This window comes from Ensifer sp. Root31 (assembly GCF_001424825.1).
GTDB classification, from domain to species: Bacteria; Pseudomonadota; Alphaproteobacteria; order Rhizobiales; family Rhizobiaceae; genus Ensifer; species Ensifer canadensis.
In genome coordinates, this window is sequence record NZ_LMCO01000066.1 from 484652 (window position 1) to 508284 (window position 23633).

Consider the following 23633-nt stretch of genomic DNA (forward strand, 5'->3'; position numbering starts at 1 on the left):
AGTTACACCACTTCCCTCAGCCGCTCTGCCGTCTGCAGGTCGACGGAAACAAGCTGCGACACGCCCTGCTCCGCCATGGTGACGCCGAACAGGCGGTTCATGCGGGCCATGGTGATCGGGTTGTGGGTGATGATGACGAAGCGGGTTTCGGTCGATGCCGCCATCTCGTCCATCAGGTTGCAGTAGCGCTCGACATTGTGGTCGTCGAGCGGCGCGTCGACTTCGTCAAGAACGCAGATCGGCGCCGGATTGGTGAGGAAGACGGCGAAGATCAACGCCATTGCCGTCAGCGCCTGTTCACCGCCCGACAGCAGCGTCATGGTCTGCGGCTTCTTGCCCGGCGGACGGGCAAGGATTTCAAGGCCGGCTTCAAGCGGGTCGTCGCTCTCGATCAATTGCAGCTCGGCCGTGCCGCCACCGAAGAGATGGGTGAAAAGCCGTTGGAACTGGGCGTTGACCACGTCGAAGGCGACGATCAGCCGCTCGCGACCCTCACGGTTGAGGTTCTGGATGGCGCTGCGCAGCTTGCGGATCGCTTCGATGACGTCGTCGCGTTCCTTCAGAAGCAGAGCGAGCCGCTCGGAGAGCTCCTTCTGTTCTTCTTCGGCCCGAAGGTTGACGGCGCCAAGACGCTCCCGCTCGATCTTCAGCCGTTCCAGCTCGCGCTCGACATTGCGCATGTCCGGCAGCGCCTCGTCGACGGCAAGCCCGGTCAGCCGCATAACCTCATGCGGAGCACAGGAGAGCGCCTCCTGGATGCGTGCCTCGATCTCGACCCGGCGCTCGCGGCCGGATACCAGCCGCTCCTCGGCGCGGCCGCGCTTTTCGCGCGATTCTGCCAACTCCGAAAGCGCGGTTGCGGCCATGCGGTCTGCCTCGCGCTGGCGACCCTCGGCCTCGGCCAGGATATCGGCGGCCTCGCGACGTGAAGCCTCGGCCTTCTGCAATTCGTTCATCAGCGCGCGCCGCTTGTCCTCGAACTCGTCGGGCGCATCCATCAGCTCCTCGACCTCGTCGCGCGCTTCCGCCTCGCGATCCCTGAGGGTGGCTATATGTTCTTCGGCGCTTGCCGCCCGTGCTTTCCAGGTCTGGCGTTCGCCTGATATCGCAGTGATCCGGCGCTGGCGCGCCTCGTTTTCGCGCGCAAGTCCGTCATGGGCCGCACGCCTTTCGGCAACCGCTGCCCGGTCGGCGGCGACATCTGCCGTTTGCGTGCGCAATTTCAGCTCAAGTTCTGAAAGGTCGGGCGCATCGGCAAGCGCGTCGTTGGCGGTCTCGATCTGCTCGGCGACCTCTTCAAGCTGGCTTTCAAGCTGGCTCTTGGTTTCGGCAACAACCGCGCGGCGACGCGAGAGATCGCCGGATGCGCGCTCGGCAGCGGCCAGCGCATCGCGCGCTTCGCCGAGCTGGCGCGTGATCATGCGCTGGGCGTCGCGCGCAAGCCTCAGCCGTTCATCCTCGGCGCGGATGCGCGAGCCGGCAGCGGCAAGATCAGCCTCGGCACGGCGGAGCGACTCGCCGGCGTCGTCCGCCTCAGTATCGAGTTCAGCAAGGCGGTTCTTCTGGGCCAGCCTTAGTGCTGCAGCACTTGGCGCTTCGGAACCGGTCACGTGGCCATCCCACCGCCAAACCGAGCCCTGCTTCGTCACCAGGCTCTGGCCGGGTTTCAACAGCGGCATCAGCCGCTCGGCCTCTGCCTCGCTGTCGACAATGCCGACCTGGCTCAAGGCACGCGTCAATGCCTGTGGCGCGCGAACGTGCTCGATGAGTGAGCGCGCCCCTTGCGGCAAGGCGGCATCGCCGGAATGATCGCCCGGTGTACGCCAATGGGCCGGTGCTGCGCTATCGAGCGGCGAATCGAGATCATCGCCAAGCGCTGCGCCAAGCGCCGTCTCGAAGCCGCGGTCGACCTTCATCTCCTCGACAACAGCCGGATAGTCGCCACCACCGGCCGCTTCGAGCATGCGACGGATCGTGCGCGCCTCGGTCTCGATGCCGTTCAGGATGGCCCGCGCCCGATCGACTGGCGGGCGGGCGTCGGCCTCGGCGCGGCGGGTTTCGGCGAGGGTCTCTTCGATGGCTGCGACAGTCGCCTCGGCCTCTTCTAGGGCGGCCTCGGCCACTTCGACCTGGCCCTGTTTTTCGTGCGGGTCGGGCAGCGTCGACATCTGCCGGTCGAGTTCGTCAAGATCGCGGGCCTGGTCGGAGAGCTGGCGCGCCAACCGAGCCTGCCGCTCCGAGAGATCGCGCAGCGCCCGCTCAAGCTGGTTGCGACCGGCCTGTGCCTCGGCACGCTCGGCCGTCAGCCGGCTGAGATCTGCTTCGCTCATGGAGAGCTTTTCGTTCGCTTCCTCGAGCCGTTCCCGGGCTTCGCTTGCCCGGTCGTCCGCCTCGGCGAGCAGTTCGCGCAGTTCTTCATCTTCTTCGTCGAGGCGAGCGAGAATACCGGCATTGTCGGCAACCAGGCGTTCCTCGCGGGCGATATCCTCGGCAAGCTGGGCCAGGCGACGCTGCAGCTCGTCGCGACGGCGCAGGATACGGCCAGCATCCTCCTCAAGCTGCGAACGGGCGATCTGCAGCCGCTGCAGTGCGGCCGCCAATTTCGCCTCGCTCTCGCGCAGCTCCGGCAGTTTCAGGCTGGAAATCGCCTGATCCTTGGCGGCCTGCATCTGGGCCTGCGCCTTTTCGGCGACGAGTGCCGTCACCTGGTTGAGTTGGCTGGTCGCCTCGGCTTCGGCTTCCTTGGCCTGAACCCAGCGGATGTGGAACAGGATCGCCTCGTGCTTGCGGATATCGGCAGAGAGCATCTTGAAGCGACTGGCCTGGCGCGCCTGCCGTTTCAGGCTCTCGATCTGGCTTTCGAGCTGAGAGGTGACGTCATCAAGGCGCTCGAGGTTGGTTTCGGCGGCTTTCAGCCGCAGCTCGGCCTCATGCCGGCGCGAGTGCAGGCCGGAAATACCGGCCGCCTCTTCCAGAAGCTGGCGCCTGGCCTGCGGCTTTGCCGCAATCAGCTCGCCGATGCGGCCCTGGCCGACCATCGACGGCGAGCGAGCGCCGGTGGACGCGTCGGCAAACAGCAGCTGCACATCCTTGGCGCGCGCTTCCTTGCCGTTGATCCTGTAGACCGAGCCCTGTTCGCGCTCGATGCGGCGCGTCACCTGGATTTCGTCGCTGTCGTTGAAGGCGGCAGGCGCGGTGCGATCGCTGTTGTCGAGGTAGAGGCCGACTTCGGCGGTGTTGCGCGCCGGGCGATTGCCGGAGCCCGAGAAGATCACATCGTCCATACCGGACGCGCGCATGTTCTTGTAGGAGTTCTCCCCCATAACCCAGCGCAATGCCTCGACAAGGTTCGACTTGCCGCAGCCGTTCGGGCCGACGATGCCGGTCAGACCGCGCTCGATGATGAATTCGCTGGGTTCGACGAAGGATTTGAAGCCAAGCAGGCGAAGCTTGTTGAACTTCATGCGGCAAACGCTGGCGCGGAACGCCCCTCTTCACCCGGCCCCAGGGCATGAAAAACGGGCGCACGGCTGCTGCCGTCGCCCGTTTTCAGGAAAAGCGAAGGATCAGAGCTTGCTGTCGATGAGGGCCGACATGACGTCAACCGACATATCCCCAGAATAGTGCTCTCCATTGACGAAGAAGGTCGGCGTCGATTGTACGCCAAAGTCCTTTGCGCCCCGCTGCATAACTGCGTTCACATCATCCAGAAGTTTTTGGTTCGTCAAGCAGGACTCGAAGCTCTCCTGTGTAAAACCGGCAAGTTTGGACATCTGCAGCAATGCGTCGCGACCATTCTGAGCGGCAGCCCACTGCTGCTGCTGCTTGAACAGCATCGAGATCATCGGGAAATACTGGCCCTCTGGGGCGCAGCGCGCCAGCATGAAGGCGGCAGCAGCGCGCGGATCGAACGGGAATTCGCGCAGGACGAAACGAACCTTGCCGCTGTCGATGTACTTCGTCTTGATCGCTTCGAAGGTGTTGTTGTGGAAGGCGGCGCAATGCGGGCAGGTCATCGACATGTATTCGACGATCGTTACCGGGGCGTTGGCATCGCCGACCGCCATTTCCGGCAGCGCTCCGGGCTCGAGCAGCTTGGCCATGTCGACGGAGCCTTCCGAGCTCGGCAGCTCGACCTTTGCCGGAGCGGCGGTCGACTGGGCAACTTCGGTGCCGGCGGGCTTGGCTTGCGCGGTCGTTGTCGGAGCAGCCGTCGTCGAAGCGGTCGTCATCGCGTCGGCCGGCTTGGCGTCGGCCTTGGCGGCCGTTTCCGTGGTTTCGGTCGGGGTCGCCGAAGCCTGCTCCTTCTTCTCGTCGCTGCAGGCGGCAAGCACAAGAGCGACGGTCGCGATGGCAACACCGCTGAGCAGGCGTTTCGAAAGGTTCATTGCGGAAGCGGACATGAATTTTACCCGTGTTCGGAGGGAATTGCAGTGCGGATTCGATATCTTGCCGCGCGCGGGGCGGCAAGGGGCAGCGTTTCAACAGAATTCAAAGAATTGTGACCGCCTGATGGTGCTGGCCTAACGCCGGCGTGGAGACATGACTGCGGTCCCGAGCCGTCGCAGCGCCGCCTTCAGCTCTTCGCTCTCGATACCCTCGACCATGGTTTCGAGTTTGCGGGCCGGTTCGCCGGAAAGCGGGCTTGGCTTGCGATTGCGTTTTGGCGGCGGCGATACCGGCTTTTGCACGATCCGCAGCTGGCCGATGGCATAAAAGCCGAAGAAGCCGTTGATACGCTGGATCAGCTCGCCCTGTGCATGGGTGAGGAAAAGCGCACGCGCGCCCTCGCAGGCAACGGTGAGCACGCCGGGCTGATGGCCGCCCTCGCCGGCAATCTCCGAGGCGCGTCGCGGCCAGGCGATCTTTTCCGGCCGGGTGCAGTCGGCAAAGTCCGCGCCGGCGATCTCGTCCCAGGAGCCGAGCAGCATGGTGTTGATGCCGGCGCGCTTGGCGAGCACCGGATCGATCAGGCCGTTGGCGACCTCGCTGATCTGGACCACACCCCTGCGGGACTTCTGTTCACTCACGAACGCGACTTTCTGTATGCAATGTCGATTGAGCCTTGATGCGCCGGCTCGCCTTCTCCAAGTATAGGCCGGAAAAGGAACTTCCGGCAAATCATGGCAAATACGATCACGGCGGCGAAGGCCGCTCCGCTTCTTCTTGAATGGTACGACCGGCACCACCGCGAGCTTCCGTGGCGGGTCTCGCCGTCGATGGCGCGGCAAGGCGTGGTCGCGAACCCATACCATATCTGGATGTCGGAGGTCATGCTGCAGCAGACGACCGTGCAGGCGGTGAAGGCCTATTTCGAGAAGTTCCTGACCTTGTGGCCGGCGGTCGAAAATCTCGCCGCCGCCGACAATGAAGACGTGATGAAGGCCTGGGCCGGCCTCGGCTACTACGCACGGGCGCGCAACCTGAAGAAATGCGCCGAGGCCGTCGCCCGCGATCATGGCGGCCGTTTCCCGGACACGGAAGAAGGGCTGAAGGCCCTGCCCGGCATCGGCGACTATACGGCCGCCGCCGTCGCCGCCATCGCCTTCAACCGCCAGAGCGCCGTACTTGACGGCAATGTCGAGCGGGTGATCTCGCGGCTCTATGCCATCGAAACGCCGCTGCCGGCGGCCAAGCCGGAAATGCGTAGCCAAGTCGCGGCCTTGACGCCCACCGACCGGCCCGGCGATTTCGCCCAGGCGATGATGGATCTCGGCGCGACGATCTGCACGCCGAAGCGCCCCGCCTGTTCGCTCTGTCCCTTCCGGCCACACTGTCTGGCGCTTTCCGTCTCCGACCCCGAGACTTTTCCGCGCAAGGCAAAGAAGAAGGACAAGCCGCTGAGGCTCGGCGCCGCCTTCGTGGCGATCGATGCCCGCGACACGGTCTATCTGCGCAAGCGCAGCGAAACCGGCCTACTCGGTGGCATGACCGAAGTGCCCGGCACGGCGTGGACGGCGCGGCAAGACGGCGAGACTTCAGTCGAGGCCCAGCCCTTTGCGGCGGCCTGGGAAGACTGCGGCACGATCACCCATGTGTTTACGCATTTCGAGTTGCGCCTGTCGGTCTACCGGGCCAATGTCGCGCGCGCCGAGACCGGAAACGACGGCTGGTGGGAGCCGGTCGCTTCGCTGAAAACCCAGGCGTTGCCGACGGTTATGAAGAAGGCGATCGCCCAGGCGATACCAGATGCCTTCAAGGCCGAGCGCGTCTAGCGTAGACGCGCGGCGCTGTAAAAGTTCGTAAAGAGGAACAGGTTCATGAGCAGCATCGAAATCCGCCACATCGTCTTCGACATCGGCAGGGTGCTGATCCACTACGACCCGAATCTGCCTTTCAGCCGCATCATTCCCGACGAGGCCGAGCGGCAGTGGTTCTTCGCCAATGTCTGCTCCCACGACTGGAACATCGAGCAGGACCGCGGCCGCTCCTGGGAAGAAGCCGAGGCTCTGCTGATCAAGGATCACCCTGAACGGGAAGAGCATATCCGCGCCTTCCGCAAGCACTGGCAGGAGATGGTCCCGCACGCCTATGTCGAAACGGTTTCCCTGATGGAGAACCTGATCGCCGAGGGGCGCGACGTGACGATGCTGACCAACTTCGCCTCCGATACGTTCCGCGAGGCGCTGCAGCTCTATCCGTTCCTCACCCTGCCGCGCGGCGTCACCGTGTCGGGCGATGTCGGCCTGATCAAGCCGGATGTGGCGATCTACGAGACTCATGCCCGCAACTTCGACCTCGATCCGCCAGCGACACTGTTCATCGACGACAGCATGCCCAATGTCGAGGGCGCGCGCCTCGCCGGCTGGTACGCGGTGCATTTCACCGACCCGGAGAAGCTGAAGGCCGATCTCGCGGCCTATGGCATCCAGCGCTGACATGGCAGCGCGCCAATAGCTGGAAGTCCCCGAGGTTGAGGGAAACATACAAACGCCCGGAAACCTTGCGGATTCCGGGCGTTTAAAGCTCTCCTTCCGGGACTGAAGGTACAAAAACCGGGCAGAGGGCTTTTCGAAGGACCTGGCGGAACTGGTTGATCAGTTCAGTTTTGCCAGGTCATTTCGAATGACGGTTCTGAGTTCGTCGATGGGCTTCAGGATGTTCCCATCTTCGAAGTGCCAGAATGTCCATCCATTGCAGGCATCCAGACCCTGGACCTTGGCGCCCAGGCGATGAATGGAGCCGGCCTCGCCACCGGAGGCAAGCGTGCCGTCGGCGCGCACGATGGCACTATGACGCCGCCTGGCGTCGGTCAGGACGGTGCCGGGCTTGATCAATCCGCTTTCGATCAGCGTATTGAATGCCACGCGCGGCTCGGCCTTCTTGCCGGTCATCACAGAAAGCATGGCCTTGCCGAGCGGCTCGACGGCGTCGATGCGCGCCGATGCCGCGTCGATGTAATCCTGTTCGCGCTCGATACCGACGAAGTGACGGCCGAGGCGCTTGGCAACGGCGCCGGTGGTGCCGGAGCCGAAGAACGGATCGAGGATGACGTCGCCGGGCTTGGTCGATGCCATCATGATGCGGGCAAGCAGCGCTTCCGGCTTCTGGGTCGGGTGCACCTTCTTGCCATCGTCGCCCTTGAGGCGCTCGTGACCCGAGCAGATCGGAAACAGCCAATCGGAGCGCATCTGCACGTCGTCATTGGCCGCCTTCATTGCATCGTAGTTGAAGGTGTAGCCCTTGGCGCTGGCGTTCGGCGTCGCCCAGATCAGCGTTTCATGGGCGTTCTGGAACCGGCGGCCCTTGAAGTTCGGCATCGGGTTGGTCTTGCGCCAGATGATGTCGTTGAGGATCCAGAAATGCAGGTCCTGGAGGATGGCGCCGACGCGGAAGATGTTGTGGTAGGAGCCGATGACCCAAAGCGTTCCGGTCGGCTTCAGCACGCGACGGCAGGCAAGCAGCCAGGCGCGGGTGAAGGCGTCATAGGCTTCGAAGGAAGCAAACTGGTCCCACTCGTCATCGACGGCGTCGACGACCGACTGGTCGGGGCGGGTCAGCATGCCGCCAAGCTGCAGGTTGTAGGGCGGATCGGCGAAAACGACATCCACCGAATTGTCGGGAAGCGCATTGAGCGCTGCCACGCAGTCACCCTTGATGATGGAATCGAGCCAGCCCAGCGGACGGGTGGAACGGGAGACTTCGGCAAGCGAAACAACTGATGACATGGACAACTCGCAAATACGCTTACTCGGGACGGACTATGGAGCGTATGGTTACCGAAGATGGTTACCAAAGCCTGAAGGTCATCAGGAAAAATTTTGTAATTGCGATGCATAGCCAACCGCTTGGCATGCCGATGGCCCTCAAGCCTCGTGGAAGGCGCGGCTGTCGACCGGCGCCTGATGCCGCTCGTTCATGCCATAGTCGCGAACGACTGACGCGATGCGCAGACGGTAGTCGGCAAAGACGCCGTGACGGCCGGCCTCCTGGGCGGCGCGGTGCTCGGCGCCGTTGCGCCATTCCTTAACGGCGGCCTCATCGCGCCAGAACGAAAGCGACAGGACCTTGTTCGGATCGGCAAGGCTTTGAAAGCGCTCGATCGAGATGAACCCGTCGATGCCGTCCAGCAGCGGGCGCAGGTCGGCGGCGATGCCGAGATAGGTATCGCGACGACCCTCGGCCGGCAGTACTTCAAAGATAACGGTGATCATGAGCTCAGTCCCTTCCAGCCGGTGACGAAACGTTTTTCAGGAAGATGCGATCCTCCTTCAGAATAAAACGCTCTTTGCGCGCGAATGCGTAGTTCTCGCTGCCCAGAGGGTCGGCGGCAAGCCGGGCGCGATAGGCCTCATAGGCAGCAAGGCTGTCGATATTGTAGACGCCATAGGCGGTTGTCGCCGAACCTTCGTGCGGCCCGAAATAGCCGATCAGGTCGGCGCCGCAGCGCGGGATCGCCTCACCCCAGTTGCGGGAATAGGCGGCGAATTCCTCCTTCTTGAAGGGGTCGATTTCGTAGCGGATGAAGCAGGTGATCATCTTGAGTTCCTCGTGTTTGTCTTTCGATGAACCCACTATGCCCGCTTGCCGGCCTTTGATGCTTCGATTACCATCGAAGTATGAAGGAAGGTCCAGACATCGCACTCATCGGCTCGCTGATCGGCGACCCTGCCCGCGCCAACATGCTGACCGCGCTGATGGCCGGGCGCGCACTGACGCCGACGGAGCTTGCGGCCCATGCCGGCATCACGCTGCAGACGGCGAGTTCCCATCTTTCCAAGCTCGAGGCCGGGGGCCTGCTGACCCAGCGTAAACAGGGCCGTCACCGCTACTACCAGCTGGCCGAAGACGAGGTCGGGCTGATGCTAGAGAACCTCATGGGATTTGCCGCCAGCCGCGGCATGAACCGGCATCGCCCCGGGCCCAGGGATCCGGCCCTGCGCAAGGCCCGTGTCTGCTACAACCACCTAGCCGGTGACTACGGCGTGCGCATGCTCGACAGCCTGATCGCGGCGAAACAGATCGAGGTCGCCGGCGACGATCTCGCCTTGACCGATACGGGCCAGATCCGCATCGAGGCGCTCGGCATAAGCTACGCATCGCTGAAGAAATCCCGCCGGCCAATCTGCCGAACTTGCCTCGACTGGAGCGAGAGACGCTCGCATCTGGCAGGCTCGCTGGGCGAGGCGCTGCTGACGCTGTTCATCGACAAGGGCTGGGCAAAACGCGAGAACAACAGCCGCGCCATCCGCTTCACCGATAGCGGCGAAAGGGCCTTTTCAGACCTCTTCCCGCAGTGAACACGGGTCCGTGCCTGCTCGCACCAGAACATCCCTAAAACCGCTATCGGCAACGCGGCTACAGAGGCCGGCCCATTCGCATTCGACACAGACCGCCGCGGCCTTTCCGTCGGCGACTGATCTGTCGAGGATGTTCGCGATGGCCGCGAGTGCAAGACTGTCTCGCCGTGCAATGCTGTCTTCCCGGCAATGGGCACCGGCGTCACACAACATCGGCACGCAAATATCGTCCGGGCCGTCGACAACCGTGACGCTTTCACCTGACGACAGGCGTTCGGCGATCCTGACATAGTTGCGCGTGAACGTGGGCGTGTAGCCCTCGCCCACGAAGGTCAGCAGGCACAGCAGATGGTGCCCGCGCAGCTGGACCGTCAAAGCAGGTCCGTCGGCTTCTGCACATAGCGCTGGACGGCTTTCAGCACGGCCGCCGCAAGTGCCGACTTCAGCACCGCGCCGAGCACGAAGGGCGCAGCACCGAGTGCGATTGCCTGTTCGAAACCGATCAACGTCGCAAGCCAGGCGGCGCCAACTGCAAGGCACAGCATGTTGGCGGCGAAATGGGCGGAGAAGCTCAGGACAACGCGATCGCCGGTCCAGCCGCGCTGTGCCAGCCAGCCGGCGATACCAGCGACCAAAGGAAAGGCGGCGAGATAACCGGCCGTCGGCCCTGCGAAATGGGCAAGACCGCCGGCGCCATTGGCAAGAACCGGAAGCCCGAGCATGGCCTCAGTCAGCCAGGTAAGGACGGTGGCAACGCCAAGCCGCCAACCATAGATGACGCCGATCATCGTGATGGCAAAGGTCTGCATGGTCACCGGCACCGGGACCATCGGCACGCTGATCTGCGAGGAGAGCGCGAGAAAGCCGGTGCCGAGAAGCACGAACAGCGCCTTGACCGGCCAGGCTTTACCGTCGAGGCGGAGCGGATCGAAGAGGGGCGCGTGGGCGGAAGCGAGATTGGACATCTGGGTCTCCGTGGGTTGCATTCACGATTATAGATAATTTTTTATTCTATCTATAAGATGGCCGCACTAGCCCCGACTGACGTACCAGTCAATCCGAGACGAACCGACAACGGCGCGCAAAATCGCACGTCGATTCCATCAACAGACTGAAAAACAAGGCAAATAAATTATCTATAATTTTGCGCCCATGGCGGCGACCCAAGCGTAACGGTTGCGCTCAAAGACCTATCCGACGATGGAAAACGCCTCTCGCGTCTCGCCGGCAGCTGTCTTGACCGGCGTCTTGCCAATCCAGCCGACATGGCGCGCGAGGATTTTGGCTGCCTCGTCGCCCCGCCCTTCCCGCAAGGCGGCAAGGATCGCGCGGTGGTCATGGTCGGTGCGCGCTTCCCAGCTGCTCCTCCAGGCCGAAAACAGAAAGCGGGCGCTGGCGGCATGCAGGTCGTCGATCGAGGCGAGCAGTCGCGGCATGCCGCAGGGCTCCAGGATCAGCCGATGGAAAGCGCGGTTGGCAGCCTCCCAGGAACGGACGTCGCGCGACGTGTCCGCGGCGACCGTTGCCGCCTCGGCACGATCGAGGATGGCAGCGGTCAGATGTGGGATCGCATGGCGCAGCGCCAGCACCTCGAGAACCGCCCGCATTTCGGCGACCTCGCGGACTTCCTTGAGGTCGAACGCCGCAACACGAACGCCGCGACGTGGCTCGCTGACGGCAAGCCCCTGCGCCTCCAAAAGCCGGAACGCTTCGCGCACCGGCACGTGGCTGGCGCCGAATTCCTCGGCGATGTGATCCTGGCGCAGGCGCTCGCCCGGCGTCAGCACACCCGAGATGATCCTCTCGGCCAGTACCCGGCTGATGCGGCTTGCGATCGTATCGTCCCGTTGCTTGTTCATCGGCTACAGATAGAGGTGCCGGCAGGACCTGTCGAGCAAGCGACTGCGGCCTTTCGACGATTTCCAAAGGTTGAGATTTCGGCCGCCATCGTATAAACCTTCGGCGTACAAAAGCACGCGCCGCGAAAGCGATCTCCCCCTGCCTGTGGCGCCTCCTTCTCCCAGGGAAACTGACCTAAATGAACGGTATCGACCTCATCATCTTCGATTGCGACGGCGTTCTCGTCGATTCGGAAATCATCGCCTCGGAAGTCGAGGCGGCCCTTTTGACCGAAGCAGGCTATCCGATCAGCACCGAGGAGATGGCAGAGCGCTTTGCCGGCATGACCTGGCAGAACACGCTGCTGCAGATCGAAAAGGAAGCGAGCATCCCGCTTTCGGCCTCGCTCATCAGCAAGGTCGACACGATCCTCGACGAACGCCTCGCGCGCGATCTCAAGATCATCGAAGGCGTCAAGCCGATGCTGGCGCAGCTGACGCTGCCGCACTGCATCTGCTCCAACTCGACCTCGGCGCGGCTCGCGATGATGCTCGGCAAGGTCGGGATCAAGGATCATTTCGGCCGCCATATCTATTCCGCCCGCGACCTTGGAGCGGACCGCGTCAAGCCGAAGCCGGACATCTTCCTGCACGGCGCCAAGCAGATGGGCGTCGCCCCTTCCCGCATCCTGGTCATCGAGGACTCCGTTCACGGCATCCATGGAGCGCGCGCAGCGGGCATGCGCGTCGTCGGCTTTACCGGCGGCTCGCACACCCATCCCTCGCATGCCGACCAGCTGACCGATGCCGGCGCCGAAACGGTGATTTCCCGCATGTCGGCGCTGCCGGGCGTGATCGCCGCTCTATCCGAGTGGTCGGAGTCGATGACGGCCTGATCCGGCAAAGCCGGGCGCTAGCCGCTACAGACCCTTTCGCTCCGGATGTTCACCGGGGCGGGAAAAAGCTCTCGGCCATCACGGCGGGCGTCCGATTAGGCGCCGAGGGACAGGATGTCACATTGATGTGCCATGGCTGTCCCTCCGAAGATCTCCCCGGTTTTCGCACCGCGCACGAGGGCCATATCAGCCAAGCCCCTCAGGGGTATTTCTAGGAGGAAACATCATGCGTCTTTCAATGTTGACGGGCCTGACCCTGGCGGCCAGCGTTGCCTTCGGGCCGTTCGCCTTTGCCGATATCACCGTTGGCGTCATCACGCCGCTCACCGGCCCGGTCGCGGCCTATGGCGAGCAGGTCAAGAACGGCGCGGAAGCTGCCGCGGAGGAGATCAACAAAGCCGGCGGCATCAACGGCGAAAAGATCGTGCTGAAGATGATGGACGATGCCGGCGACCCGAAGCAGGCCGTATCGGTAGCAAACCAGGCTGCTGGTGAAGGCATCCACTTCGTCGTCGGTCCGGTGCTTTCAGGCACCTCGATGGCGGCGTCCGACGTTCTCGCCGAAAACGGCATCCTGATGATAACGCCGACGGCGACCACGCCCGATCTGACCACCCGCGGTCTGTGGAACGTGCTGCGCACCTGCGGTCGCGACGACCAGCAGGCTGAGGTTGCCGCTGCCTATGTGGTCAAGAACCTTAAGGACAAGCGCGTCGCCGTCCTGCACGACAAGGCTCCCTACGGCAAGGGCCTCGCCGACGGCTTCAAGAAGGGGATCAACGCAGGCGGTATCACCGAAGTCGTCTACGAAGGCCTCAACCCGGGCGACAAGGACTTCAGCGCCATCGTCACCCGTCTGAAGGCGGAAAAGGTCGATGTCGTCTACTTCGGCGGCTATCATCCGGAAGGCGGCCTGCTCGCACGCCAGATGCGCGACCAGGGTGTGACAGCGCAGATCTTCGGCGGCGACGGCCTGTCGAACACCGAGTTCTGGGCGATCGGCGGCGACGCTGCGACCGGCACGATCTACACCAACGCAAGCGACGCGACCCGCAACCCGGCGTCGGCTCCGGCCGTCGAGGCACTGAAGGCGAAGAACATTCCGGCCGAAGCCTTCACCCTTAACGCCTATGCGGCAGTGCAGGTCCTGAAGGCCGGCATCGAAAAGGCCGGCTCCGCCGAGGATGCGACCGCCGTTGCGACCGCGATCAAGTCCGGCGAAGCGATCGACACCGTGCTCGGCAAGCTCACCTACGGCGAAGCTGGCGACCTCACCTCGCAGGCTTTCTCGCTCTACAAGTGGGAAGGCGGCAAGAGCGTCGCTGCCGAGTAATCCGGTACAGTCACCAAATGAAAACGCCGGGGCTTGCCCCGGCGTTTTTCGTTTCAGGCAGCTGCTACAGCGCCGCGCATCTTAATTAGACGCGCAAAAGTTGCGTAGCACTTTGAATTGCTGCATGTTTTTATCCTTAAATCGAATAGGATTTAAGGAAACATGCGGCAGAGCCGCTTACTTCTTGCGCTTTGCCGGCGGACCTTCGTCGAAGCCGACGAAGACCTTGGCGTTGGAGCCTGCGCCGGCCGGGAGCGCGACGTCCGTCTTGGTGAAGACGAACTGCGTCGAGCCGTTTGCCGGGATCTCAACGACATGCTGCGTCAGCTCGGAATAGAGCGTCTTGTCTTCGTCGACCGCTGCGACGCGGATCGGCATTGTGATCTTGCCGGGACCGCCTGCGGGACCGCTGACGACCCGACCCTGAACCACGACGGTCACCGTGAGCGCGGTTTCGCTCTGCACGCATTGCCGCGTCGTATCGGCGAGCGACGCCTGATAGATGACCTTGGTCGGATCGTCCTTGCCGCCCTTGGCGTAGGTGCGGAACGACGAGGTGCCTTCTCTCAAAACCACCTGCGGGCATGCAGCCTGGACAACGGCCGGCGTAGCTGCTGCGGCACTGCCGCCCGCATCGATCGCTCCGCCGGATTGCGTCTTGTTACAGCCGGCGAGGATCGCGAGAAAGGATATTGCGAGGACAGGCCGGGATACTTTGCCAAACACGTTGAACAACCTCTACTGAACCGGTTGAAACTCCTTGACCGAAATCTCGGCCGGAAGGCCTTTCATGGCCTTCGGGCATCGTCTATAGCAGCGGCGAATTGAAAAATCGATCGGGTCAGCCATCTCGATCGGAATTTTCCGAAACGACGCTCGGGCCGGAAATTGCATTGGTGACAAGAATGCGTGGGGACTTTGTCAAGGACTGACGCAATAAGACAGACGCGCTGCGGCCGGTTCGCATAGGGTCGCCGCGATCCGAAGGCAAGACGAAGGACTAGGATGGTGAAGTATATCTCGACGCGCGGCGAGGCCGCCCCTCTCGGCTTCTGCGATGCGCTGCTTGCGGGCCTTGCGCGCGACGGCGGTCTCTACCTTCCCAGGGAATGGCCGACGCTGTCGAAGAAAGAAATCCGGGCGCTGCGCGGCAAGTCCTATCAGGATATCGCCTTTGCCGTGCTCGAGCCCTTCATCCACGGTGAGATCCCCTCAGCGAAGTTTCGCGAGATGATCGACGAGGCTTACGCGACCTTCCGTCATCCCGCCATCGCGCCTCTCGTCCAGACCGGCCCCAATGCCTTCGTCATTGAGCTGTTCCACGGCTCGACGCTTGCGTTCAAGGACGTGGCGATGCAGCTGCTGGCCCGCCTGATGGACTATGTGCTCGCCGAGCGCGGTGAACGGGCGACCATCGTCGGCGCGACTTCGGGCGATACCGGAGGTGCTGCCATCGACGCCTTTGCCGGTCGCGAACGTACTGACATCTTTATCCTCTTCCCGCATGGCAAGGTCTCTGCCGTTCAGCAGCGCCAGATGACGACATCGAAGGCCGGCAACGTCCACGCCATCGCCGTGAAAGGCAATTTCGACGATTGCCAGAACCTGGTCAAAGGCATGTTCAACGACGCGGCCTTCCGCGATCGCGTCAAGCTTTCGGGCGTCAACTCGATCAACTGGGCGCGGATCATGGCCCAGATCGTCTATTACTTCACGACGGCGATCGCGCTCGGCGGCCCGGACCGCAAGATTTCCTTCACTGTGCCAACAGGCAATTTCGGCGATATCTTCGCCGGCTACGTCGCCAAGCGCATGGGCCTGCCGATCGACAAGCTTGTTGTCGCCACCAATGAAAACGACATTCTCGCCCGCACGCTGAAGACCGGCCGCTACGAAATGCGCGGGGTCAAGGCGACCACGTCTCCGTCGATGGACATCCAGATCTCGTCCAATTTCGAACGGCTTCTGTTCGAAGCCAACGATCGCGATCCGGCCGAAGTCCGATCCGCGATGGACAGCCTCAAGCAATCAGGCTCCTTTGCCATCCGCGAAAAGGCGCTGAAGGCGATCCGCAAGGAGTTCCAGGCCGGGCGCGCCTCCGAAAAGGACGTCGCCAGGACCATTGCCAAGACCTTGGAGAAAACCGGCTACCTGCTCGACCCGCACAGCGCCATCGGCGTCTTCGTGGCGGCCAAGCACGAGAAGGCGTCGGCCCCAATGGTGACGCTTGCAACCGCCCATCCCGCGAAATTCCCCGACGCCGTAAAATCGGCAAGTGGTATTGACCCGGCGCTTCCGACGTGGCTTGCTGACCTGATGAACAGGGAGGAGCGTTTCGATATCCTGGATGCGGATTTGAAGAGCGTCGAGACCTTTATCGGCGAGCGCACCCGTCTCCAGGGGTAAGAACGAGAAGAAACGTATGATGAAAGTTGAGTGCACCCGGCTCCCTTCCGGGTTGACGGTGGTAACCGAGCAGATGCCGCACCTTGAAAGCGTGGCGCTCGGCGTGTGGATCAAATCGGGCTCACGCAACGAAACCGTGGGCGAACACGGCATCGCTCATCTGCTTGAGCACATGGCTTTCAAAGGCACCGGCCGGCGCACCGCCCGCCAGATCGCCGAGGAAATCGAGAATGTCGGCGGCGAAGTCAACGCCGCGACCTCGACCGAAACGACATCCTATTACGCACGCGTCCTCAAGGATCACGTGCCGCTGGCCGTCGACATCCTTGCCGACATCCTCACCGAATCGAGCTTCGACGAGGAAGAGCTGCGCCGTGAAAAACAGGTGATCCTGCAGGAGATCGGCGCTGCCGACGACACGCCCGACGATGTCGTCTTCGATCGTTTCGCCGAAACTGCCTATCGCAACCAGACGGTCGGACGCCCGATCCTCGGCACGCCGGAGACGGTGATGTCGTTCTCCGCCAACCAGATCCGCCAATATCTCGGCCGCAACTACACCACCGACCGGATGTTCGTCGTCGCGGCCGGCGCCGTCGAGCACGAGGCTTTCGTGCGCCAGGTCGAGGAGCGCTTCTCGACGCTGCCGCGCACGCCGCTGGCAACGCCGGTTCTCGAAACCGCGATCTATACTGGCGGCGAAAGCCGCGAGACCCGCGACCTGATGGACGCGCAGATCCTGCTCGGGTTCGAAGGCAAGGCCTATCACGCCCGCGACTTCTACTGTTCGCAGATCCTCGCCAACATCCTCGGTGGCGGCATGTCTTCGCGCCTATTCCAAGAAGTGCGCGAGCATCGTGGCCTCTGTTACTCGGTCTATGCCTTCCATTGGGGCTTCTCCGATACCGGCATCTTCGGCGTGCATGCGGCAACCGGCGGCGAGAACCTGCCGGAGCTGATGCCCGTGATTGTCGACGAACTGCGCAAGTCGTCGATGAACATCGAACAGCAGGAAATCGAGCGCGCCCGCGCCCAGATCCGCGCCCAGCTGCTGATGGGCCAGGAAAGCCCGGCCGCACGCGCTGGCCAGATCGCCCGCCAGATGATGCTTTATGGCCGCCCGATCCCGAACGACGAACTGATGGAGCGCCTGTCTGGCATTACCATCGAGCGTCTGACCGATCTGGCAGGTCGCCTGTTCTTCGACACCGCCCCGACGCTGTCGGCGATCGGACCACTCGAACAGCTGGCGCCGATGAACGACATCCTGTCGTCACTGACAGGAAAAACCACCGTCGCGCACGCCGTCGCAAGCTGATCCGGACCACCGGATCTCGGCCGGGACTGCCATGGCGCCCGGCCGGCGAAGTGTTTGCGACTTTTCGTAAAATCGGATTCGATTTGTGCGCAAAGTTGTGCAACGCTCGGATTTGCGACAGCGCAAAGGGCGCCGTGCGCCGGGCGGTTAAGGATCTTCCGCGCGTTCAACTGGAAGGCCTCGGAGGCACATATGACACGATCGGTTTTTCGGTTCCTGTCGCGACAGCCCGAGACGATCGAGATCGCCAACCAGGATTACCTGCTCCGCCTCCCCCGTTACGCCGATTATCGCCAATGGTACCACCTTCGAAGCGAGAGCCGCGGCTTTCTGGAACCGTGGGAACCGACCTGGCGCGCCGACGAAATGACGGAAAGCGCCTTTCGCGGCCGCGTCATCCGCAATGAGCAGGAATTCGCATCCGGCCAGGCCGTACCGCTTTTTCTTTTCCACAAGCCCGCGGAGACCCTGCTCGGCGGGATCACCATCGGCCACATCCGTCGCGGTGCCGGGCAAAACTGCATGATCGGCTACTGGATGGGCGAGCGTCATGCCGGCCACGGCCACATGTTTGCCGCCCTCAAGCTTGCGATTCCCTACATCTTTTCGAGCCTTGAGTTGCACCGTATTGAAGCAGCCTGTATTCCGGAGAACTCAAGAAGCATCCGGCTCCTTGAAAAGGCCGGTTTTGAGCGTGAAGGCTACTTAAGACAGTACTTGAGGATTAACGGGCAATGGCGTGACCATGTGCTTTTCTCTCTCCTGTCCGATGATGCCGTACCGAACAGGAAATTGCCCCTTTGATGCCTCTAACCCGCTCGCCCTTCGCATGGTCAGCCTCGAAGCTGGCAGCGTTTCTGATCGCTCTCACGACGCTGTTCTGCGCCTTTAGCGGCATTGCCCATGCTCTTGAGCCGGTCAAGATTTCACGCGAAGACACCGCACTCGACCTGACCGCGACGACCGAGATCTATAGCGGCCGCAGCGAAGCCTTCCAGGTTTCGACGGCGCCAGGCGCTGACGGTATCGTCCGGCGCATCGAAGTGCGTTCCAGCACCGAGAACCACCAGGGCGACTGGGCGGTTTTCGCGCTCGCCAACGTTTCGGGCGAACAGCTCGACCGCGTGATCGTCGCGCCGCATTTTCGCCTGGTGAATTCCAAGCTCTTCTGGCCCGACCTCGGGTCGCAACGCATGCTGTCGATCACGCCGAGCGAGGGCTTTGCGCTCGAACGGCTGCCGAGCGACGATTCGGACGTCTTCCAGATCACGCTCAACCCAGGCGCGGTCATCACCTTCGTCGCAGAGCTGGCGACGCCTGAGCTGCCGCAGATCTACCTCTGGCAACCGGACGCCTACAAGGACACGGTCAACGCCTTCACGCTCTATCGCGGCATCGTTCTCGGCATCGCCGGCCTGCTCGCGGTGTTCCTGACGATCCTGTTCGTGGTCAAGGGAACCTCGATGCTGCCGGCAACGGCAGCACTCGCCTGGGCGGTGCTTGCCTATATCTGCGTCGATTTCGGCTTCTTGTCCAAGCTCATCAGCGTCACGGCCGGCGACGAGCGAATATGGCGAGCGGGAACCGAGGTGTTCCTCGCGGCAGGCCTGGTGATCTTTCTCTTCACCTATCTCAACCTCAATCGCTGGCACCAGCATCTGGGTTATGCGACACTCGCCTGGATCCTCGGCCTTGGCCTGCTCTTCGGCGTTGCGGTCTATGATCCGGCAATCGCATCGGGTATCGCCCGCCTCTCATTCGCACTGACGGCAACGGTCGGGATCGTGCTGATCGCCTATCTCGGCTTCAACCGTTACGACCGCGCCATCCTGCTGGTCCCCGCCTGGCTGCTCATTCTGGTCTGGCTGTTCGGCGCGTGGCTGACCGTCACCGGCCAGCTGGCAAACGACATCGTCCAGCCAGCACTTGGCGGCGGCCTCGTCCTGATCGTGCTCTTGATCGGCTTCACCGTCATGCAGCACGCCTTTGCCGGCGGCGCCTACCAGCAGGGCCTGTTCTCCGATCTTGAGCGCCAGTCGCTGGCGCTGACGGGTTCCGGCGATACGGTCTGGGACTGGGATGTGGCGCGTGACCGCGTCGTCACCATTCCCGATATCTCCCTGCAGCTCGGTCTCTCCATGGGCTCGATGCACGGCCCCTTGCGCAACTGGTTGCCGCGCCTGCACCCCGATGACCGCGATCGCTTCCGTGCCACGCTCGACGTCCTGCTCGAACACCGCCGCGGCAAGCTCAACCACGAATTCCGTGTACGTGCAGAGGATGGCCATTATCACTGGCTGTCGATCCGCGCCCGCCCGGTGCTTGGCGCCAATGGCGAGATCATCCGCTGCGTCGGCACGATCATCGACATCACCGAGCAGCGCAACTCGGTCGAACGTCTGCTGCACAACGCGCTGCATGACAATCTGACCGGCCTTCCCAATCGTCAGGTCTTCCTCGACCGCCTGCAGGCCATCCTGCTGATGGCCGACACCACGACCGCACGCCCGACCGTTCTGGCGATTGATATCGATCGCTACAAGCAGGTCAACGACCTGCTCGGCATTGCCGCCGGTGACAACATCCTGATCGCACTGACGCGCCGGCTGCGCCGGCTGCTGCGCCCGCAAGACACGCTCGCGCGCCTCGGCGGCGACCAGTTCGGGCTGATCCTGATGTCGGAGCGCGACCCGGCCAAGGTCGCCGATTTCGCCGACGCGGTCAGCAAGGCGATCATGGTGCCGCTCAACTATGGCAACCGCGAAATCAACCTCACCGCGTCCATCGGCCTCGTCTCCTGGCTCGACCAGGAGCAGAGCGCTGCCGGCCTGATCGACGACGCGGAGCTTGCGATGTTCCGCGCCAAGAAGGAAGGCGGCAACCGCGTCGAGCCTTTCCGTCCAGCCTTTAGAACCTCCGGCTCGGATCGCATGCAGCTCGAAGCCGATCTCAAGCGAGCGATCGAGCGCAAGGAACTGTCGCTGGTCTACCAACCGATCGTGCGGCTCAGCGACGCCGAGATTGCCGGTTTCGAGGCGCTGATGCGCTGGGATCACCCCAAGCGCGGCAATGTCTCGCCGACCGAGTTCATCCCGATCGCCGAGAATTCCGACCTGATCAACCAGCTCGGCATGTTCGCATTCGACAAGGCGACCAGCGACCTCACGGAATGGCAGATCCAGACCGGCGATCTGCCGATCTTCGTGTCGATCAATCTCTCCAGCGCGCAGCTGCTCAACAACGAGCTCTATGACGACGTTCGTGCCGTGCTGAACAAGAACCGTTGCGACCCGGCCAAGGTGAAGATGGAGCTGACCGAATCTCTTGTCATGGAGAATCCGGAGCAGGCGCGGTTGGTGCTTGAGAAGCTGAAGGAAGCCGGCTTGAAGCTGGCGCTCGACGACTTCGGCACGGGCCACTCGTCGCTCTCCTATCTCACCCGCTTCCCCTTCGATACGATCAAGATCGACAAGGCGCTGGTGCGAGACCCGAGCGATAAGCGCGGCATTCTGCTGCGCTCGGTGATCACCATGGCACGCGAACTCGACATGCAGGTTGTGGCCGAAGGCATCGAGTCCGAGGAAGACGCTATCCAGCTTTCACAGATGGGCTGCGACTACGGCCAGAGCTTCCTGTTCGGCCCGCCGATCGGTTCGGAGTCGATCCTGCGGCTGTTGAAAGAGCGATTTCCGCTGATGAAACGGGCTTAAGCTCCACAAGGGTGCGCCACTGCAAGGCTGCGGATACACGCAGCCTCGGATGTCTCATGGACGAATCTGATTGAGGCAATCTGGATTACAGTTCATGGCCGGATCTTCGGCGCCGGGTATCAGGCGTGGCCGGCCTCGATCGACAGCATCGCCGGGCTGACGCCCATCAATGCCAGAGCGCGATCGTATTTGTCGCCGAGCGCCTTGTCGAAGATCAGCTCTTCGCGCGCCGGGCAGGTCAGCCAGCCGTTCTGGGTGATCTCCGCCTCAAGCTGGCCGGGACCCCAGCCGGCATAACCCAGCATCATCGTCGCCCGGTGCGGCCCCTCCCCGCGCGAGATCGCACGGACGATGTCGAGCGTGGCGGTCAGGCAGATATCGTCGCTGACCGGAATGCTGGAATCGCTTAAATAATCGTCAGAGTGCAGCACGAAACCACGCCCGGTCTCGACCGGGCCGCCCGCCTGAATCTGGAAATCGCGGGTCATCGCCGGCAGACGGATTGCCTCGTCCTCGTCGAGGATTTCGAGGTGCATCAGCACATCGGGGAAGGTCAGCTGCTGCGGCCGGTTGAGGATGAAGCCCATGGCGCCGTCGTCCGAATGGGCGCAGATGAAGATGACGGTGCGGGCAAAATTCGTGTCAAACATCCCAGGCATGGCGATCAGGAACTGACCGTCAAGGAAACCGCGTTCCCGTTTCTTCTGTGCCATGGGTATCGCCATAATGCGGACAGCCTACCAATTCGTCGCGAAATGAAAAGCGCTTCAACGTCGCGACCGCCAAATAATGCACGTACCGCGTTTACCCTGTTCTGCTTGATCAAACATTTATGATCTCCGCGCCCAAAGGGGCGTCTGGAGCGTTGCCGGCAAAAGCGATATTGCTTTGGCCATGATCAAACGTCCCACATATCAGAACATGGTCCAGCGCATCGGCACGGCAAGCCTTCTCCTCGCATTTTTTCTGCCTGCCAGCGCCCAGGCGGCGACCAGCGAATGGATGACATCAACCGGCGGCATGATCCGCATTGTTGCCGCGCCATTGCAAAAGGATGGCACGATCCCGGCGACGCTCGAGGTCAAGCTGAACCCCGGCTGGAAGACCTATTGGCGCGAGCCCGGCGCTAGCGGCATTCCCCCGCAGATCACGCTTGATCCGGCCGAAGGAGTCGTTCTTGAAAAGATCGGCTTTCCCGTGCCCAAGACCTTCGACGACGGGGTGGTGCGCTATGTCGGCTACGACAAGTCAGTCGCCTTCCCCTTGACGCTGAAGCGCCTGCACGGCAAGGGAGACGTGAAGATCCGCGCCTCGGTGTTCCTCGGGATCTGCGAGGACATCTGCATCCCGGTGCAGGGCGAACTGAATCTGACGCTCAAGCATGACGACTTCGACAACCCGCTCGATGCCGCCCGCATCGACGGTGCAGTCGCCGCCCTGCCGGAACCGCCCTCCGAGGATTTCAAGGTGACAACCGCCGTTTATGACGAGCACAAGGCAGCGGTGCGCCTCTCGTTGAAGCTACCGCCGGACACCGGCAAGGAGCACCGCGAACTGTTTCTTGCCGGCGCCTCAGGCGTCTCCTTCGGCAAGCCGGCAATCACTCAGGCGGAAGGTGCGGAGCTAAAGGCCGAGATCCCCGTTCGGCTCTCCGGCAAGGATAAGACGCTGAAGGGAAAGCCGGTCATCCTCACCGTGCGCGCCGGCGGGCGCAGCATGGAAACGACCCTTGCCTTTGATTGATGCGCCTCTATAGTCTTGCCGGTTTCAGGCGGTTGGGTCCAAAAACAATCGCCGGAGACACCCGGACGCACAACTCAAGCCGCGACAACGCCCTGCCGGAACGCCGGTCTGGCCATGCGCGCAACGCAAGGAGAATGCCGTGACCATTGCCGTCGGAGACAAGCTGCCCGCTGCTACCTTCAAGGAAAAGACCGCCGATGGTCCGGTGGAAGTGACGACCGAACAGCTTTTCAAGGGCAAGCGCGTCGTGCTCTTTGCCGTGCCGGGCGCCTTTACCCCCACCTGCTCGCTCAACCATCTGCCCGGCTATCTCGAAAACCGTGACGCGATCCTGTCGCGCGGTATCGATGATATCGCCGTGGTTGCCGTCAACGACCTGCATGTCATGGGTGCCTGGGCGACATCGTCGGGCGGCATGGGCAAGATCCACTTTCTCTCGGACTGGAATGCCGCGTTCACCAAGGCACTCGGCATGGATATCGATCTGTCCGCCGGCACGCTCGGCGTCCGCTCCAAGCGTTATTCGATGCTTGTCGAAGACGGCGTGGTGAAGACGCTCAATCTTGAGGAAAGCCCGGGCCAGGCGACCGTATCGGGCGCCGCCGCGATGCTGGAGCAGCTCTAGGCTTAGACGTCACTGCGAATGAAA

Annotated in this window: 22 protein-coding genes; 11 read left to right on the plus strand and 11 right to left on the minus strand. The window is 62.6% G+C overall.

Going from position 1 to position 23633, the window contains the following annotated elements:
* Positions 1-2: 2 nt before the first annotated feature.
* The 3 genes from smc to ASD00_RS36640 form a co-directional block, all read right to left on the minus strand.
* Positions 3-3464: a chromosome segregation protein SMC gene (smc, locus tag ASD00_RS36630; protein WP_025426204.1), complete on the minus strand. Its 3462-nt coding sequence runs from the start codon at positions 3462-3464 to the stop codon at positions 3-5.
* A 102-nt stretch (positions 3465-3566) separates the two neighbouring features.
* Positions 3567-4403: a DsbA family protein gene (locus tag ASD00_RS36635; RefSeq protein WP_081788840.1), complete on the minus strand. Its 837-nt coding sequence runs from the start codon at positions 4401-4403 to the stop codon at positions 3567-3569.
* A 120-nt stretch (positions 4404-4523) separates the two neighbouring features.
* Positions 4524-5030, minus strand: coding sequence for a DUF721 domain-containing protein (locus tag ASD00_RS36640; RefSeq protein WP_025426202.1), 507 nt, complete (start codon positions 5028-5030; stop codon positions 4524-4526).
* A gap of 93 nt (positions 5031-5123) precedes the next feature.
* Here ASD00_RS36640 and mutY point away from each other — a divergent pair, with 93 nt between their 5' ends.
* Both mutY and ASD00_RS36650 read left to right on the plus strand, forming a co-directional pair.
* Entirely contained in the window at positions 5124-6215 is a 1092-nt protein-coding gene (mutY, locus tag ASD00_RS36645; protein WP_025426201.1) for an A/G-specific adenine glycosylase, read from the plus strand.
* A gap of 45 nt (positions 6216-6260) precedes the next feature.
* The gene (locus ASD00_RS36650; protein ID WP_038575950.1) at positions 6261-6878 is read left to right on the plus strand and encodes an HAD family phosphatase; all 618 of its coding nucleotides are present in this window, start codon (positions 6261-6263) and stop codon (positions 6876-6878) included.
* A 159-nt stretch (positions 6879-7037) separates the two neighbouring features.
* Here the strand turns inward: ASD00_RS36650 and ASD00_RS36655 are convergent, their stop codons facing one another.
* From ASD00_RS36655 to ASD00_RS36665, 3 genes are all read right to left on the minus strand, one after another.
* Positions 7038-8168, minus strand: a complete 1131-nt coding sequence (locus tag ASD00_RS36655; RefSeq protein ID WP_025426200.1) for a site-specific DNA-methyltransferase — start codon at positions 8166-8168, stop codon at positions 7038-7040.
* Between the two features lie 138 nt (positions 8169-8306).
* Positions 8307-8654 carry an antibiotic biosynthesis monooxygenase gene (locus ASD00_RS36660; RefSeq protein WP_025426199.1) on the minus strand — a complete coding sequence of 116 codons (348 nt, stop codon included), beginning with the start codon at positions 8652-8654 and terminating at the stop codon, positions 8307-8309.
* A 4-nt stretch (positions 8655-8658) separates the two neighbouring features.
* Positions 8659-8979 (minus strand): NIPSNAP family protein, encoded by a 321-nt coding sequence (locus ASD00_RS36665; RefSeq protein ID WP_025426198.1) that lies wholly within the window; start codon positions 8977-8979, stop codon positions 8659-8661.
* 80 nt (positions 8980-9059) lie between these two features.
* Here ASD00_RS36665 and ASD00_RS36670 point away from each other — a divergent pair, with 80 nt between their 5' ends.
* Positions 9060-9740, plus strand: a complete 681-nt coding sequence (locus ASD00_RS36670; RefSeq protein WP_025426197.1) for a winged helix-turn-helix domain-containing protein — start codon at positions 9060-9062, stop codon at positions 9738-9740.
* Here ASD00_RS36670 and ASD00_RS36675 read toward each other — a convergent pair.
* The 3 genes from ASD00_RS36675 to ASD00_RS36685 form a co-directional block, all read right to left on the minus strand.
* The gene (locus ASD00_RS36675) at positions 9720-10115 is read right to left on the minus strand and encodes a DUF1284 domain-containing protein (RefSeq protein WP_057211506.1); all 396 of its coding nucleotides are present in this window, start codon (positions 10113-10115) and stop codon (positions 9720-9722) included. The genes ASD00_RS36670 and ASD00_RS36675 overlap by 21 nt on opposite strands.
* On the minus strand, positions 10112-10705 hold the full coding sequence (locus tag ASD00_RS36680; RefSeq protein ID WP_025426195.1) for a biotin transporter BioY: 594 nt from the start codon (positions 10703-10705) through the stop codon (positions 10112-10114). Before ASD00_RS36680 ends, ASD00_RS36675 begins: the two co-directional genes overlap by 4 nt.
* Positions 10706-10930: 225 nt before the next feature.
* Positions 10931-11599: a GntR family transcriptional regulator gene (locus ASD00_RS36685; RefSeq protein WP_057211508.1), complete on the minus strand. Its 669-nt coding sequence runs from the start codon at positions 11597-11599 to the stop codon at positions 10931-10933.
* A 179-nt stretch (positions 11600-11778) separates the two neighbouring features.
* On the opposite strand from ASD00_RS36685, the gene ASD00_RS36690 reads away from it, so the two are divergent.
* Together ASD00_RS36690 and ASD00_RS36695 are read left to right on the plus strand one after the other, a co-directional pair.
* Positions 11779-12474, plus strand: a complete 696-nt coding sequence (locus ASD00_RS36690; RefSeq protein ID WP_025426193.1) for an HAD family hydrolase — start codon at positions 11779-11781, stop codon at positions 12472-12474.
* A 226-nt stretch (positions 12475-12700) separates the two neighbouring features.
* The gene (locus tag ASD00_RS36695; protein ID WP_025426192.1) at positions 12701-13807 is read left to right on the plus strand and encodes an ABC transporter substrate-binding protein; all 1107 of its coding nucleotides are present in this window, start codon (positions 12701-12703) and stop codon (positions 13805-13807) included.
* Between the two features lie 177 nt (positions 13808-13984).
* Here ASD00_RS36695 and ASD00_RS36700 read toward each other — a convergent pair whose 3' ends face one another.
* Positions 13985-14533 carry a hypothetical protein gene (locus ASD00_RS36700; protein ID WP_025426191.1) on the minus strand — a complete coding sequence of 183 codons (549 nt, stop codon included), beginning with the start codon at positions 14531-14533 and terminating at the stop codon, positions 13985-13987.
* Between the two features lie 279 nt (positions 14534-14812).
* On the opposite strand from ASD00_RS36700, the gene thrC reads away from it, so the two are divergent.
* From thrC to ASD00_RS36720, 4 genes are all read left to right on the plus strand, one after another.
* Positions 14813-16213 (plus strand): threonine synthase, encoded by a 1401-nt coding sequence (gene thrC, locus ASD00_RS36705; RefSeq protein WP_057211510.1) that lies wholly within the window; start codon positions 14813-14815, stop codon positions 16211-16213.
* A 16-nt stretch (positions 16214-16229) separates the two neighbouring features.
* Positions 16230-17531: a pitrilysin family protein gene (locus ASD00_RS36710; protein WP_025426189.1), complete on the plus strand. Its 1302-nt coding sequence runs from the start codon at positions 16230-16232 to the stop codon at positions 17529-17531.
* A 192-nt stretch (positions 17532-17723) separates the two neighbouring features.
* Positions 17724-18335 carry a GNAT family protein gene (locus ASD00_RS36715; RefSeq protein ID WP_025426188.1) on the plus strand — a complete coding sequence of 204 codons (612 nt, stop codon included), beginning with the start codon at positions 17724-17726 and terminating at the stop codon, positions 18333-18335.
* Entirely contained in the window at positions 18335-21241 is a 2907-nt protein-coding gene (locus ASD00_RS36720; protein ID WP_025426187.1) for an EAL domain-containing protein, read from the plus strand. The genes ASD00_RS36715 and ASD00_RS36720 overlap by 1 nt, the downstream gene beginning before the upstream one ends.
* Positions 21242-21360: 119 nt before the next feature.
* Here the strand turns inward: ASD00_RS36720 and ASD00_RS36725 are convergent, their stop codons facing one another.
* Positions 21361-21966, minus strand: a complete 606-nt coding sequence (locus ASD00_RS36725; protein WP_025426186.1) for a YqgE/AlgH family protein — start codon at positions 21964-21966, stop codon at positions 21361-21363.
* Between the two features lie 169 nt (positions 21967-22135).
* Between ASD00_RS36725 and ASD00_RS36730 the strand changes: the two genes are divergently transcribed.
* A complete protein-coding gene (locus ASD00_RS36730) occupies positions 22136-22984 on the plus strand; it encodes a protein-disulfide reductase DsbD domain-containing protein (RefSeq protein ID WP_025426185.1) in 849 nt (282 codons plus the stop codon).
* Positions 22985-23123: 139 nt separating this feature from the next.
* The gene (locus ASD00_RS36735) at positions 23124-23609 is read left to right on the plus strand and encodes a peroxiredoxin (protein ID WP_025426184.1); all 486 of its coding nucleotides are present in this window, start codon (positions 23124-23126) and stop codon (positions 23607-23609) included.
* Positions 23610-23633: the final 24 nt, after the last annotated feature.